The organism is Acidocella sp. (assembly GCF_035535915.1).
In the GTDB taxonomy this organism is placed as follows: Bacteria; Pseudomonadota; Alphaproteobacteria; order Acetobacterales; family Acetobacteraceae; genus Acidocella.
In genome coordinates, this window is sequence record NZ_DATLPB010000081.1 from 79776 (window position 1) to 93619 (window position 13844).

14 protein-coding genes are annotated in these 13844 nt (G+C 63.5%); 10 read left to right on the forward strand and 4 right to left on the reverse strand.

Annotated elements, in window-relative coordinates; genetic code table 11:
• Window positions 1-198: 198 nt before the first annotated feature.
• Entirely contained in the window at window positions 199-876 is a 678-nt protein-coding gene (locus tag VNC39_RS10160; RefSeq protein ID WP_325398777.1) for a GntR family transcriptional regulator, read from the reverse strand.
• A gap of 10 nt (window positions 877-886) precedes the next feature.
• Complete coding sequence (locus tag VNC39_RS10165; RefSeq protein ID WP_325398779.1) at window positions 887-2020, reverse strand: mandelate racemase/muconate lactonizing enzyme family protein; 1134 nt, start codon at window positions 2018-2020, stop codon at window positions 887-889.
• 101 nt (window positions 2021-2121) lie between these two features.
• Between VNC39_RS10165 and VNC39_RS10170 the strand changes: the two genes are divergently transcribed.
• The gene (locus tag VNC39_RS10170; RefSeq protein WP_325398781.1) at window positions 2122-2706 is read left to right on the forward strand and encodes a type 1 glutamine amidotransferase domain-containing protein; all 585 of its coding nucleotides are present in this window, start codon (window positions 2122-2124) and stop codon (window positions 2704-2706) included.
• Between the two features lie 88 nt (window positions 2707-2794).
• Window positions 2795-4105: an MFS transporter gene (locus tag VNC39_RS10175; RefSeq protein WP_325398783.1), complete on the forward strand. Its 1311-nt coding sequence runs from the start codon at window positions 2795-2797 to the stop codon at window positions 4103-4105.
• A gap of 111 nt (window positions 4106-4216) precedes the next feature.
• Here the strand turns inward: VNC39_RS10175 and VNC39_RS10180 are convergent, their stop codons facing one another.
• Entirely contained in the window at window positions 4217-4555 is a 339-nt protein-coding gene (locus VNC39_RS10180; RefSeq protein ID WP_325398785.1) for an ArsR/SmtB family transcription factor, read from the reverse strand.
• A 107-nt stretch (window positions 4556-4662) separates the two neighbouring features.
• Here VNC39_RS10180 and VNC39_RS10185 point away from each other — a divergent pair, with 107 nt between their 5' ends.
• The 8 genes from VNC39_RS10185 (at window position 4663) to VNC39_RS10220 (ending at window position 13054) form a co-directional block, all read left to right on the forward strand.
• Window positions 4663-5409 carry a glucose 1-dehydrogenase gene (locus tag VNC39_RS10185; RefSeq protein ID WP_325398787.1) on the forward strand — a complete coding sequence of 249 codons (747 nt, stop codon included), beginning with the start codon at window positions 4663-4665 and terminating at the stop codon, window positions 5407-5409.
• Between the two features lie 144 nt (window positions 5410-5553).
• Entirely contained in the window at window positions 5554-6765 is a 1212-nt protein-coding gene (locus tag VNC39_RS10190; RefSeq protein WP_325398789.1) for an MFS transporter, read from the forward strand.
• A gap of 92 nt (window positions 6766-6857) precedes the next feature.
• Entirely contained in the window at window positions 6858-7514 is a 657-nt protein-coding gene (locus VNC39_RS10195; RefSeq protein ID WP_325398791.1) for a DsbA family oxidoreductase, read from the forward strand.
• A 166-nt stretch (window positions 7515-7680) separates the two neighbouring features.
• Window positions 7681-8568, forward strand: coding sequence for a LysR family transcriptional regulator (locus tag VNC39_RS10200; protein ID WP_325398792.1), 888 nt, complete (start codon window positions 7681-7683; stop codon window positions 8566-8568).
• 99 nt (window positions 8569-8667) lie between these two features.
• On the forward strand, window positions 8668-9891 hold the full coding sequence (locus VNC39_RS10205) for a YbfB/YjiJ family MFS transporter (protein ID WP_325398794.1): 1224 nt from the start codon (window positions 8668-8670) through the stop codon (window positions 9889-9891).
• Window positions 9888-11684 carry a succinate dehydrogenase flavoprotein subunit gene (sdhA, locus tag VNC39_RS10210; protein ID WP_325398796.1) on the forward strand — a complete coding sequence of 599 codons (1797 nt, stop codon included), beginning with the start codon at window positions 9888-9890 and terminating at the stop codon, window positions 11682-11684. Before VNC39_RS10205 ends, sdhA begins: the two co-directional genes overlap by 4 nt.
• Before the next feature lie 48 nt (window positions 11685-11732).
• Window positions 11733-12446 (forward strand): SDR family NAD(P)-dependent oxidoreductase, encoded by a 714-nt coding sequence (locus VNC39_RS10215; protein ID WP_325398798.1) that lies wholly within the window; start codon window positions 11733-11735, stop codon window positions 12444-12446.
• Between the two features lie 122 nt (window positions 12447-12568).
• Window positions 12569-13054 carry a YybH family protein gene (locus VNC39_RS10220; protein ID WP_325398800.1) on the forward strand — a complete coding sequence of 162 codons (486 nt, stop codon included), beginning with the start codon at window positions 12569-12571 and terminating at the stop codon, window positions 13052-13054.
• Window positions 13055-13095: 41 nt separating this feature from the next.
• Here VNC39_RS10220 and arsH read toward each other — a convergent pair whose 3' ends face one another.
• Window positions 13096-13824 (reverse strand): arsenical resistance protein ArsH, encoded by a 729-nt coding sequence (arsH, locus tag VNC39_RS10225; RefSeq protein ID WP_325398802.1) that lies wholly within the window; start codon window positions 13822-13824, stop codon window positions 13096-13098.
• Between the last annotated feature and the right edge of the window lie 20 nt (window positions 13825-13844).

Sequence of the window (13844 nt, forward strand, 5' to 3'; positions counted from 1 at the left end):
TCCCGACGTTTGATGACGCAACCACAAGAAGTTGAAAAAATAGCCGTCGCCGCCGCAAATGAAAATATTTTATGCAAAATATAGGCGTCGTTATAAATGGTTGGGCAAAAGTTAGGCGTGCCAGGCGGTGCGGCGTTGCTGGTGAGGCCCGAACGGGGATGCTGCAGGCACCCTCCGTGCAAGGCGTCTAAGCCGCTCTTAAGAAACGGCTGCTTTCCTCCCGGCGAGGACGAGGCGAATGAGGTCCTGTAGGGAGCGGTCGATGTGCTGCTCGAGCAGCGCTGCCGCGCGGGGGCCGTCTTGTGCTTCGATGGCCGCGATGATCGCGTCATGCTCCGCGACCAGCACAAGACTGCGCTCCGACGAGCGGCCGAAGCGGACCCTGAGCGGGCGGATCATTTTATAGTGCCGCGCGAGGACCGACAAAGCCTCTTCGTTCTGGGTCGCGGCAACAATCTGGCGGTGAAACTCCCAGTCGAGATCGTGAACCATGCCGTTATCCTGCCGCGACAGGGCGGCGGCGTGGCGTTGCACGGTGCGGCGCAGCCCGGCGATGTCGGCGCGGGTGACGCGCTCAGCGAGGCGTTGCACGAAGTAGCTCTCCACCGCGCGGCGAATCTCGTAGATCTGGTTGAGGAACTTTGCGTCGATCTCGCGCACGCGCGCGCCGCGATTGGGCTCGATGGCAACGAACCCCTCGCCGCAAAGCTGCTGCAGCGCGTCGCGGATCGGTATGGCGCTGATATTATAGCGTTCGGTAAGGTCGGAAACTTTGAGGCGTGAGCCGGGCGGGAAGATGCCGGCGACGATATCCTCCCGGATCGCGTCGCGCAGCATGTCGTAGTTGGTCATCCCGATCGTACGATGGGCCCCCATTTACGCGCGGTCACACATAGGCGGGGCCAACCTCACCGGGATAACGCAAGATCATCTCCTCATCGACCTCGATGCCGAGCCCCGGGCCTTCGTTGGGGCGAATTGCGCCATTGGACACGCGGACGGCCGGATTGACAAGACTATCGCGCAGCGGATTGTCAACTGAGCAGTCAGCCTCGAAATAGCCGGAATTTTCGATCGCGCTCAGCACATGGACGGTCGCGACCATGTTGATGCCCATGCTCGAATGGCAATGGATCGGCAGCTTGACGGCCGAGGCCATGGCGGCGATGCGCATTGTCTCGGTGATGCCGCCAGTCTTCGAGATGTCGGGCTGCAGGAAGGCGACGGCGCCTTCCTCGATCAGCCGGGAGAATTCAAAGCGCGTGTAATGGTTCTCGCCGGCGGCAAGGGGGAGGTGGGAGATGGCGTGAAGGTCGCGGTAGCTCCGCCAGTCATGGGCGGGGAACGGCTCTTCCAGCCAGGTGAGGCCGGCCTCCTCGTACGCGGGCACGACGCGCCGCGCGTCCTCGGCCGTATAGCCGGCATTGGCATCCGCCAGGATGACCAGGTCGTCGCTGAATGCGGCGCGGACCGCGCGGGCGCGCTCGGCATCGCGGGCCGGTGTGTCACCCACGCGGAGCTTTACGGCCTTGTAGCCGGCGGCGACGAAGCTGCCCACTTCCTCGACGAGGGACGCGGGCGGCTGGTAACCCAACGAGATCCCGCCGGCATAGGCCGGAATGTCGCGCGCGGTGCCGCCGAGAAGCTTGTAGATCGGCCAGCCGACTGCCTTGCCGCGAATGTCCCACAGCGCGATGTCGATCCCGCTCATCGCCATGGCGCAGGCGGCGCCCATGCCGTGGCTGGCAAGCTGGAACTTGTAGATCCGGCTCCAGACGCCGTTCACGTCCGTCGCGTCCATGCCGAGCACGAGCCCTTTGAGCGTCGTGTTGACGAGGGCCGCGATGGCGAGATGCGCGCGGCCGTGATGCGATTCGCCCCAGCCGACGAGGCCGTCATCTGTCGTTACCTTCACGAACACGCTGTCACGCTTGACCATCGTGCCGATGCCGAGCGTGACCCGGCGATGTTCCGGCACGGGCACGCTGACGGGATAGGCGACGATATCGACGATTTTCATGGACGGCTTCCTTTCCGTTTGACTTTCTGACAAAGACAAATATTTTATAAAATATATAGTTAATCGGGCGCCTGTCGAGAGCTGCCAAGAGGAGAACGTCAATGAAATTAACGGGTAAATCGATCTGCATGCCGGTCGCTCATGAATTTGAGGACGTCGAGCTGCTATATCCGATGATCCGTCTCGCCGAGGAGGGCGCCCGTGTGGTCCTTGGCACCTACCAGGCGAGTTTCCATGCCCGCCCGTATCTCAAGGAGAAGCCGATCAGCGGCCGGCTTGGCTATCCGGTCCCGCCGGTGCCGATGGTCGAAGGGCGGCTATTCCAGCTTGCCGACATGTTGACGCTGAGCCCCGACGATTTCGACGCCGTGGTGATTCCGGGAGGTTTCTCGCCGGACATCCTGCGCCGCGAAAAGCGGATCGTCGACTTCGTCCGGGATAGTTTTCTTGCAGGCAAGCCGGTCGCGGCGATTTGTCATGCTCCCTGGCTGGCGATCTCGGCTGGAATCGTGAAGGGCCTGCGCGCGACAAGCTGGATCAGTCTGAAGGACGATCTCGTGAACGCTGGCGCACTCTGGGAAGACAATGCGGTCGTCGTCGATCGCGGTCTGATCACCAGCCGCTGCCCGGATGATCTGCCGGAATTCTGCCGCGCGGTGATCGATGCCCTCGCGGAAGAAGGCTGAGGCTGCGGAGACGGAAAGCAGCCGGTTTTGATCGTGGCTGTTCAAAAAGACTTCAGAAAAATCAAAGAAATAAAGCGAGGAGAGAGACGTGTCGATTGTCATGACCGAGGACAAGGAGGACCCGGGGCGGACCCGTTGGCTCCACATCATCCCGATCGTTTTCCTGCTCTACACCATCGCTTTTTTCGACCGCGTCAATATCGGTATGGCCTTGCCGAGCATGTCGAAGGATCTCGGCCTTTCGCCGACGCAGGCCGGATTTGTCGGCGGGATATTCTTCTGGGGCTATTTGATCGGCTTTCTGGCGGGTGGTTGGCTCGCGCTCAATTTCGGCGCCAAGCGGACGGTGCTGTGCTGCCTGCTCGCGTGGGGGCTGTTCTCGATGGCGACTGGTTTCGCGCCTGATTTTCGCGCCCTGGTCATCCTCCGCTTCTTCCTTGGTCTCGCGGAAGGGCCGCTCTGGACCTCGCTCGTGGCGCTGCTGTCGCAGTGGTTCCTGAAATCGGAGCGCGGGCGCGCGATCGGCTTGTGGAATCTGAGCTTGCCTTTCGGCGCGCTGCTCTCCGGGCCGATCTCCGGCATCGTCCTCACCCATACGAACTGGCATGTGATGTTCGTGCTCGAAGGCTTGCCCGCCTGGATCTGGGCGGGCGTCTGGTGGCGCGGGATTCCGGCCGGACCGGAACAAGCAGGGTGGCTTCCGCTCTCGGAGCGCACGCAGCTGGAGGCTGGGCTGGCCACCGAACGCGCCGCCTTCGCGGCCGCGCAAGCGCCATCGGACTGGCGGGGCATGCTGCGTCAGCCGGCGGTCTGGCTGCTGCTCGGCGCCACCTGCTTCAACAATATGACGTTCTACGGCATCGGGCTCTGGCTGCCCTCCGCGATCAAGGCGGCGAGCGCGCTCGACATCGGCCGGGTCGGCTGGCTCAGCGCTTTGCCTTATCTTGCGGCGATCGCGGGGGTCCTGCTGGTCACGCAGAGTTCAGACCGACGGAAGGAGCGCCGGCTGCATGCGGCGATTCCGATGATCGTCGGCGGTCTTCTGCTCTATGTGGGTTCACATGTCGCAACCCACTCGGGTATCGCGCAGGTCGTGTCGTTCACGTTGATCGGGTTCTTCATGTTCATGACGTTGCCGCTGATCTCGACATTGGTGACCGACATTCTGCCGCGCCCGCTTGCGGTGCCCGCGATCGGGCTGATCGGTGGCGTCGGCAATCTTTTCGGCGGTTTCGTGGGGCCGCTGCTGATCGGCTATCTCAAGCAGACAACCGGCGGGTTCTCGCTCGCTTTTGGGCTGCTTGGGTTGTTCGGCGTGATTGGTGGCCTGTTCGTCCTCGGTGTGCGCACAACGCGGCGGCCCGTCTCTCGGGTCGCAACAAGGAGGCCCGCCCAATAGGTCTCCGGGGGCACTGACGCCGTCTAACCGTCCGCGTGCCGGCCCATCGCGGCCGGTGCGTCCCCGGGAAGCAGACCGGGGAAAGCCGACGCGCCGTGCGCGCTCATCCGGTCAGGTTCGGCGAATGTCGCGCGCATGGGCGTTGAGGATGGCGGGGATCAGGCCGGGGAACCGCTCCTCCACCTCGCTGCAGCGTGAGGTGTTGCGCATTTCCACGCCATGGCGCTCGGAGCGGATCAGCCCTGCCTCGCGCAGCGCTTTGAAATGCTGCGACAGGGATGATTTGGGAATGACACGGTCGCCGACGCTGGCGAAGGCCGAGCAGATCTGGCTGCATCCCGCGCCGGCAATCTCGACAAAAATAGCCGCCCGTACCGGATCGGATAGCGCATGGAGGATCGCCTCCAGCCGCACATCGTCCATCGAGGGGTGAAATAAGGGTCTCATCATTTTTAAGGTAGGGGGACTTGACGTTAGGTTCAATAGTTCCAAAATTCGGAACTAATGGACAAGGGGGCCGTTCCGGCGATCCATCCAGCATCCTAAGGAACTGAGACATGGCAAAACTCGTAGGGAAAGTGGCGGTGGTCACCGGGGCGTCCAAGGGCATCGGCGCCGGCATTGCCAAGGCGCTTGCCGCGGAAGGTGCGGCGGTCGTGGTGAATTATGCGTCGAGCAAAGCCGGCGCGGACGCCGTGGTCCAGGCCATCACCCAAAATGGCGGTCAGGCTCTGGCGGTGCAGGGAGACGTGTCCAAGGCCGCGCAGGCCCAGGGCGTGATCGATGCCGCGGTGAAGGCTTTTGGTCGGCTCGACGTGCTGGTCAACAATTCGGGCATCTACGAATTCTCGCCGATCGAGGACGTGACGGAGGACCAGTATCGCAGAATGTTCGATGTCAACGTCCTGGGCGTGTTGCTGACCACTCAGGCCGCCGCCAAACATCTCGGCGAGGGGGCGAGCGTGATCAACATCTCCTCCGCGGTGACGAGCATTTTTCCCCCGCAGTCGGCGATCTATACCGGCACCAAAGGCGCGGTGGATGCCATCACCGGCGTGCTCGCGGCCGAACTCGGTCCACGCAAGATTCGCGTCAATGCGATCAACCCGGGCATCGTGGAAACCGAGGGGACCCGCAGCGCGGGCTTCATCGGTTCGGAGTTCGAAAGCCAGTTCGTGGCGCAGACCCCGCTCGGCCGCGCGGGCCAGCCGGACGACATTGCCGCGGTGGCGGTGTTTCTGGCGTCCGACGATTCGCGCTGGCTGACCGGTGAGAAAATCACCGCCAGCGGCGGCTTGCGCTGAAGTCCTGCCAAATGCTTGCTCCCCGCTCATGGGGAGCAGGCGACAGCGGTTGGGGTTGACGGGCACCTCCTGGTTCTGGAATGGGCTGTGCCATTTCGGGATCGAGCCGCTCGATCCCGGCCTCCCATGTTGAAGGATTGGACGATGACGTTTGCGAAGAATGGCAGCGACACGCCGCTTTACGCGACCAGCTCGGAATGGCTGGCGGTCGCTTCGGTCGCTCTCGGCACTTTCACGCTCGTGACGAGCGAATTTCTGCCGGTGGGATTGCTGACCAAGGTCGCGGTTTCGCTTCATGTCTCGGAAGGCTTGACGGGCCTGATGGTGACAACGCCGGGAGTCGTTGCGGCCATCGCGGCCCCGGCGGTCATGATGGGGGCGGGCAGGCTCGATCGGCGAATCATCCTGTGGATTCTGAGCGCCATTTTGGTCGTGTCAAATTTGACCGTCGCGCTGGCACCGAGTTTGCCCATCTTGCTGCTTGGCCGTGTGATGTTGGGCATTGATGTCGGTGCCTTCTGGGCCATCAGCAGCGTCATTGCGACAAAGATGGTGGCGCCGTCATCAGTCAGCCGCGCCAATGCGATCATCTTCGCGGGGATTTCGGTTGGCACCGTCGTGGGCGTGCCGGCCGGCGCGCTGATCGGCGATGCGTTCGGCTGGCGCGCGGCCTTTGGCGGCATCGCCGCATTCGGCATGCTGGTCCTGGTCGCGCAATTGCTGTTCCTCCATCGCCTGCCGCCCTCCGAGATTGTGAGTCTCCGGCATCTGACGGCATTGTTTGGCATCCCCAAAGCGAGGCTCGGTCTTTTGGCGACGATGCTGGCGATCGTCGGGCAGTTTGGCGCCTACACTTACATGGGGGCATTTCTGGAGCAGGTGACGTTGGCACCGCCGGCCTTGCTCTCGGCGCTCTTGCTCGGCTACGGCATCGCCGGTTTCATCGGAAATTTCCTTGGCGGTGCCGCCGTCGAGCGCAATGCGCGGCGGACGCTGGCCGGGACGGCGCTGCTGCTGGGGGCCTCGATCGTCCTGCTGCCGGCCATCGGCTGGTTGAAAGTGCCGGCGGCGGTTCTGGTGATCCTGTGGGGTCTTGCTTTCGGCGCCTTGCCGATCGCGATGCAGGGCTGGATGCTGAAGGCGGCGCCCGACGAGATGGAAAGTGCGAGCGCCATGTTCATCTCGGTCTTGCAAGTGGGGCTCGCCTCCGGGGCCTTGCTGGGCGGCGTGGTGGTCGATCATTTCGGTTTGGATGCAACCCTCGTCAGCGCCGGCTGCGTGGCGCTCGTCACCGCCGGCCTCGTGTGGGTGTTCGGGCGGGACCGAAACGCTTTTGTCCCGCAAGGTGCCGACTAGGAGGCCGTCGGCGCCGCCGGCCGACCGGTCCGTTGATGCATTCTCTGGGCCTGTCCCTATATAGGCAATCCACAGATTGAAAGGATCCAACGATGGCGCGGACGTTTAGGATCGATTTCGTGTCGGATGTCTCTTGTCCATGGTGCATCATCGGGCTGCGCGGCCTTGAGGAGGCGTTGGCGCGGACCGGAGATATCGTCGCCGCCGAGATCAGCTTCCAGCCCTTTGAACTCAATCCCGACATGCCGCCCGAGGGGCAGAACATCGTCGAGCATATCGCCCAGAAATATGGTTCGACCCCTGAGCAATCCGCCGCCAATCGCAAGATGATCCGGGACCGTGCGGCCGCCCTTGGCTTCACTATGGCAATGTCGGACCAGAGCCGCATTTACAACACGTTCGACGCGCACCGCCTGCTGCATTGGGCCGAACAGGAAGGGCGGCAGATGGCGCTCAAGCACGCGCTGTTCGACGCCTATTTCACCGAGGGCAAGAGTCCCGCCGACCATGAGGTGCTCGCCGCCGCCGCGGAAAAAGCCGGCCTCGACGGCGCCGCCGCGCGCGAGATCCTCACCTCCGGCCGCTACGCTGAAGAGGTGCGCCGCGCCGAGCAATTCTGGCGGTCGCGCGGCATCAATGCGGTGCCGGCTGTCATCGTCGACGGGCGCTATCTCATCTCTGGTGGACAGCCGCCCGAGGCTTTCGAGCAGGCGCTCCGGCAGATTGCCGCGCAAGCGGATGAAGCATAACGCCCGGCCCGGCAGCCACGACGGTCGTTCTGTAGGAGGGGCTCCCACCTCACGGAACCATCCCGGCGGCGTATTGAACATCAGGCAGGAGAGAGCAATTTGCCGAGTCGCGCCGCAGGTGGCATGAAAAATCATCTTGCGATGGTTGGCTGCGCCAGGAGTTGACATGGAATACGCAGATCTTCGTGTGTTGGAGATTGTTGCCCGGCACGGAAGCATGAACCGCGCCGCAGCTGAATTGCACACGGTGCAGTCGAACGTGACAGCACGGATCCGTGCGCTTGAAGAGCAGGTAGGGACCGCGCTGTTTGAACGAAGCCGCCGTGGCGTGGTTTTGACGGCTGCGGGCCAGCGCCTGTTGCCTTATGCCGCGCGGCTGGCGGCTCTCCTCCGGGAAGCGCGGGAGGCAGCTTGCGACGACGGCACGCCGCGCGGCACCCTCCGTGTGGGCTCACTTGAGACTTCGGCCGCACTCCGGCTGCCGCCGTTGCTCTCAGCCTATGCGCAGGCCTATCCGGAGGTTGGCCTGCTTGTCACGACCGGCACGAGCGGCAGCCTCGTCGCGGATGTTCTGGAACAGCGGCTTGACGGTGCTTTTGTATCCGGGCCGGTCCAGCACGCAGATCTGATCGAGGAGGCGGTTTTTCGCGAGGAGCTGATGCTCATCACGGCGCCGGGTCTGCGGCATATGGACGCGCTTGACGGTCAGCGCGAACTCAAGATCATCGTCTTCCGGCGCGGCTGCTCGTACCGGCAGCGGCTGGAAAATATCCTGGCCCAGCGCGGCATCCAGACCGCGCAGCCGCTTGAATTCGGCTCGCTGGAGGCGATTTTGGGTTGTGTCGCCGCAGGGGTCGGCGTCACCCTTCTGCCCAAACCGGTCGCCATGCCCTTCTGGCGGGACGGCCGTGTCGCGGCCCATGAGCTGCCGCCCGAGCAGGCACGTGTGGACACGGTTTTCATCCGCCGCCGTGCGACGCGTCTCACCAGCACCCTCGCGGCTTTCCTGGCGATCGCCCGGCCGGCGCCGCTCAAACTCGCTGCCGGAAGCTAATCGGGCAATCTGTTTCAGTGATTGCCGTTCTCGGAACAAATCGTTACCGCTGATAGCCCTGGGAGCCTACCTTAGCCGCACAGTGATGGTGGAGGGGGTATGCAGCGATCGAACACAAACGAGGCGGCGCGGTTCGCGAAGCCGGAGATCAGCGGGTGGCGGGCAACCTTGTCGGCCTCCTGTGCCAGCCTTGTCGGCATTGGCCTCGCCCGTTTCGCCTATACTCCGCTGCTGCCGGCCATCATCGGGGCGCACTGGTTCGCGCCCTCGGCCGCGGCCTATCTCGGAGCGGCCAATCTCGCGGGTTATCTCGCCGGAGCGCTCCTGGGACGGCCACTGGCCACGAAGATTCCGGCGCCGATGCTGTTGCGCGGCCTGATGCTGCTTGCGACGGTCGCGTTCTTTGCCTGCGCGACGCCCCTCTCGCTGGGATGGTTCTTCGCCTGGCGGCTCCTGTCCGGTATTGCCGGCGGGTCGCTGATGGTGCTCGCGGCGCCGACCGTGTTGCCGCACGTGCCGCATCGGCGGCGTGGCGTCGCTAGCGGCGCGATCTTTGCCGGTGTCGGCCTCGGCATCGCCGCTTCGGGAACGCTCGTGCCGTTGCTTCTCCGAGAGGGCCTTACGGACGCTTGGTACGGCCTCGGCGTGCTCTCTCTGGTCTTGACCCTTGTCGCGTGGGCCGGCTGGCCGGCCGGGAAGCCGGCGCCGCAAGTCGTCCCCGGCGCTCACAGCCACCATCCCCGGCCGACCCGCTTGTTGCGGGCACTTTACGTTGAATACGCGCTGAACGCGGCGGGCCTTGTGCCGCACATGCTTTTCCTCGTCGATTTCGTCGCCCGCGGCCTTGGCCAGGGGCTCGACAGCGGGGCCCAGTATTGGGTGCTGTTCGGCCTCGGCGCCATCGTCGGCCCGGTGCTGAGTGGGCATCTGGCGGACCGCACCGGCTTCGGACCGGCTCTGCGCCTGGCGTTCTTCGTGGAAGCGGTGGCTGTGCTGCTGCCGGCATTGGGAACCGGCACCGCTGGACTGATCGTCTCCAGTCTCGTCATCGGCGCGTTCACGCCGGGGATCGTGCCGCTTGCCCTTGGGCGGATCCACGAGTTGCTGCCGCATGACGCAGCCGCCCAGAAATCCGCCTGGAGCGCCGCCACGACGGGCTTCGCCCTGCTGCAGGCGGCCGGGGCCTACGGGCTGACATTCATCTTCGCCCAGACCGGCGGTGACTACCGGCTCCTTTTCGTCATCGGGGCCGCCGCCTTCGGCCTGACCTTGGGCATCGATCTCCTCGTTGGCATCTCCGCCGCGCGCCGGAGGCTGGCATGAGCAGAACCTATGAAATCATTGAGCACGACTACGACGTCGTGGTTCTTGGCGGCGGCGGTGCCGGCCTGCGGGCGACGATGGGGATGGTTTCGGCCGGTTTGAAGACCGCCTGTGTCACGAAAGTATTCCCGACGCGCAGCCACACTGTCGCCGCGCAGGGCGGCATCGCCGCCGCGCTCAACAACATGGGAGACGGCGACGATTGGCGCTTCCATTTCTACGACACGGTCAAGGGCTCCGACTGGCTTGGCGACCAGGACGCCATCGAGTACATGTGCCGCGAGGCGCCCGCCGCGGTCCTTGAGTTGGAGCATTTCGGCGTGCCCTTCTCGCGCACCGAGCGGGGGCTCATCTACCAACGCCCATTCGGCGGCCAGACCTTGCGCTATGGCGAGGCGATGGCGCGCCGGACCTGTGCCGCGGCCGATCGCACCGGCCATGCGATCCTGCACACGCTCTATCAGCAATGCCTGAAGCATAATGCCGAATTTTTCGTCGAATATATCGCCCTCGACCTGTTGATGGACGCGGAAGGGGGCTGCCGGGGATTGCTGGCGTGGTGCATGGAGGATGGCAGCCTGCATCGCTTCCGGGCCCACCAAACCGTCGTCGCCACAGGTGGTTATGGTCGCGTCTATTTCTCCTGCACGGCGGCCCATACCTGCACCGGCGACGGCAACGCCATGGTCCTGCGGGCCGGGCTGCCGCTCCAGGACATGGAATTCACGCAGTTCCACCCGACCGGTATTTACGGTGCGGGTTGTCTGATCACGGAAGGTGCGCGGGGCGAAGGCGGATATTTTACCAACGCCAACGGCGAGCGCTTCATGGAGCGATATGCGCCGACGGCGAAGGACCTCGCCGGGCGGGATGTGGTCTGTCGGGCCTTGACGGTCGAAATCCTTGACGGGCGGGGTTGTGGCCCGAACAAGGATTATATCGAGCTCCAGCTGTCGCATTTGCCGCGCGAGCTGCTGGAGGAGCGGCTGCCCGGCATCATGGAGACCGCGCGTATCTTCGCGGGCGTCGATCTGACGCGCGAACCCATTCCGGTGCTGCCGACGGTGCATTACAACATGGGCGGCATCCCGACGAATATGCATGCCGAAGTGGTGACCCTGCGAGAGGGTGATCCCAATGCGAAAGCGCCTGGCCTAATGGCGATTGGCGAGGCGGCTTGCGTGTCCGTCCACGGAGCGAACCGGCTTGGTTCGAACTCGCTGATCGACCTCATCGTTTTCGGACGTGCGGCTGCCATAAAAGCGGCGCAGACCGTAAAGCCGGGTGAACGTCACGCGCCCCTTGGCATGGAGAGTGAGGACCGTGCGCTCGCCCGCTTTGACCGGATCCGTTGGGCTGCAGGGACACGCAAATGCAGCGAGTTACGGATCGAGATGCAGCGAACCATGCAGCGTCACTGCGCTGTCTTTCGTGACGGCCCGCTTCTCGATGAAGGAGTGGCGGCGATCGAACGCCTTGGTGCCGGCCTGCGCGATGATCTCAGCCTCACGGACCATTCTCTTATCTGGAACAGCGACCTCGCTGAGGCAATCGAGCTTGACAACATGATGGCCCAAGCGAGCGTCAGTCTTCATTCAGCGGCGACCCGAACCGAGAGCCGCGGTGCCCATGCGCGGGAGGACTACCCGGCGCGCGATGATGTAAACTGGCTCAAACACACGCTCGCCTGGATGGACAAGGACGGAAGGGTATCGATCGACTTTCGACCGGTCCATCTCAACACGCTTTCCGACGAGGTCAAACCGATCGCGCCCAAAACACGTGTCTACTGAGCGGGCCCGGGTATTCCGCGGGCTTTCTTTGCAGTTTTTATGAGGTGAATGATGAGTATGGAACCAAAAATTGCTGTCATTACGGGCGCTTCGCGGGGCATTGGTGCAGCCCTGGTGAAAGCGTTCCGCGACCAGGGTTATCGGGTGGTGGCCACGTCGCGTTCAATTGAAGCGAGCGACGATGCGGACATCCTCTCGATTGCCGGTGACATCGGTGATCCACAGACCGGCCAGAACGTCATCGGCGCGGGCCTGGCGAAATTCGGCCGCATCGACACGCTCGTCAATAACGCCGGCATCTTCGTTTCCAGCCCGTTCACGCAATACACCGATCAGCAATATCGTGACATCGTCTCAACGAATCTGAACGGCTTCTTCTATATCACCCAATCGGCGATCGAGGTGATGGAGACGCAAGGCAGCGGACATATTGTTAATGTGACAACGAGCCTGGTAGATAACGCCAATTCAAAGGTGCCGTCGGTACTGGCCTCGCTCACCAAGGGCGGGTTGCAGTCAGCCACCAAAAGCTTGGCGATCGAGTATGCGAAACGCGGTATCCGCGTCAATGCCGTTTCCCCCGGCATCATCAAGACGCCGATGCATCCGGCAGAAAAATATGAAGCCTTGGCTTCCATGCACCCGATGGGGCGCATGGGTGAAATCACCGACATCGTCGGCGCGATTCTCTATCTCGAGAGCGCCAGTTTCGTCACCGGTGAAATTCTGCATGTCGACGGTGGACAAAGCGCCGGCCGCTAGCGGTCGTCTCCTCCCATCAAGCGGAAGCGGTGCGGGCCTCTCGCGGAATCGACACATCGTGCTGACGAACCGACGTTCGTCGGCTTTTGGATGACAACACGTTGTATAAAGGGAAAACGGCTATGTCAGGAGTTTTAACGGAGATCAGCGGCAACGAAACGATGGAGGATCCCGCAAGCCCCATTGCCGCCCTCATCGCGTTCTATCGGGCTTTCAATGCCGGCGATCTGGATGGGCTCGCCCGCAACTGGCTGGAGGGTGGCGAGCCCAGCATGAGTAATCCCGTGGGCGGACTCCGTCGCGGCTGGCCGGAAATCCGCGATGGCTATGCCCGGCTCTTCGGCGGCGTTGCCCGCGTCCAGGTGGCGTTCCATGACTTCACCGTCCACGAGGATAACGGCGCCTGCGTCTTCGTCGGCCGCGAGAAGGGCGCTTGCGAATCACCGAGCGGCAGGCTTGCCTTGAGGATCAGGACGACGCGGTGGTTCGTCCGGAGGAACGGCATGTGGCGGCAATTGCACCATCATGGGTCGATCGAGGCGCCGGCGTTGCTGGCGGCATATCAGAAAGTCATTTTCGGCGCGCCGATCGACACCCGACCGCTGTGACCCAGACTTCCGTTCCAGCCCGATTCTTTGGCGCTCGAACGTCACTCGGGAGCATCGGTTAGCGTTGCGGCGAGAGGGGCCGCGCCGGTCACCGCCCGGCCGGCTTCCTTGCGCTCGCTATAGCGGTCGACAAGATAGGCCGCGTTGTCGCGCGTCAGCAGCGTGAATTTCACGAGTTCCTCGATGACGTCGACAAGGCGGTCATAGTAGGGCGACGGCTTCATGCGTCCGGCTTCGTCGAATTCCTCATAAGCCTTGGCCACGGAAGACTGATTGGGGATCACGATCATGCGCATCCAGCGGCCCAGGATGCGCAGCGCATTGACGGCGTTGAACGATTGCGACCCGGCATTCACCTGGCAGACCGCCAAAGTGCGCCCCTGGGTCGGCCGCACGCCGCCGGCCTCCAGCGGCAGCCAGTCGATCTGGGATTTGAAAATGCCCGTGATCGTTCCGTGTCGTTCCGGGCTGCACCAGAGATGGCCCTCCGACCACAACGACGCCTCGCGCAGTTCCTTGACCTTGGGGTGGTCAGGGCTGGCGTCATCGGGTTGGGGAAGCCCGCGAGGATCATAAATCCGCGTCTCGGCGCCCAAACGCCGCAGCAGCCGATCCGCCTCTTCGACCAGCAGGCGGCTATAGGAGCGTTGCCGGAGCGAGCCATAGAGCAGCAGGAAGCGAGGAGGGTGGGTTGCTCGCTCCGGGGGCGTCAGCGCGCCGAGGGTGGGGTGGTCGGCGAACGCTGATGAGAGCGCGGGAAACTCGTCCATGCCTTCACTCTGTCTGGTTG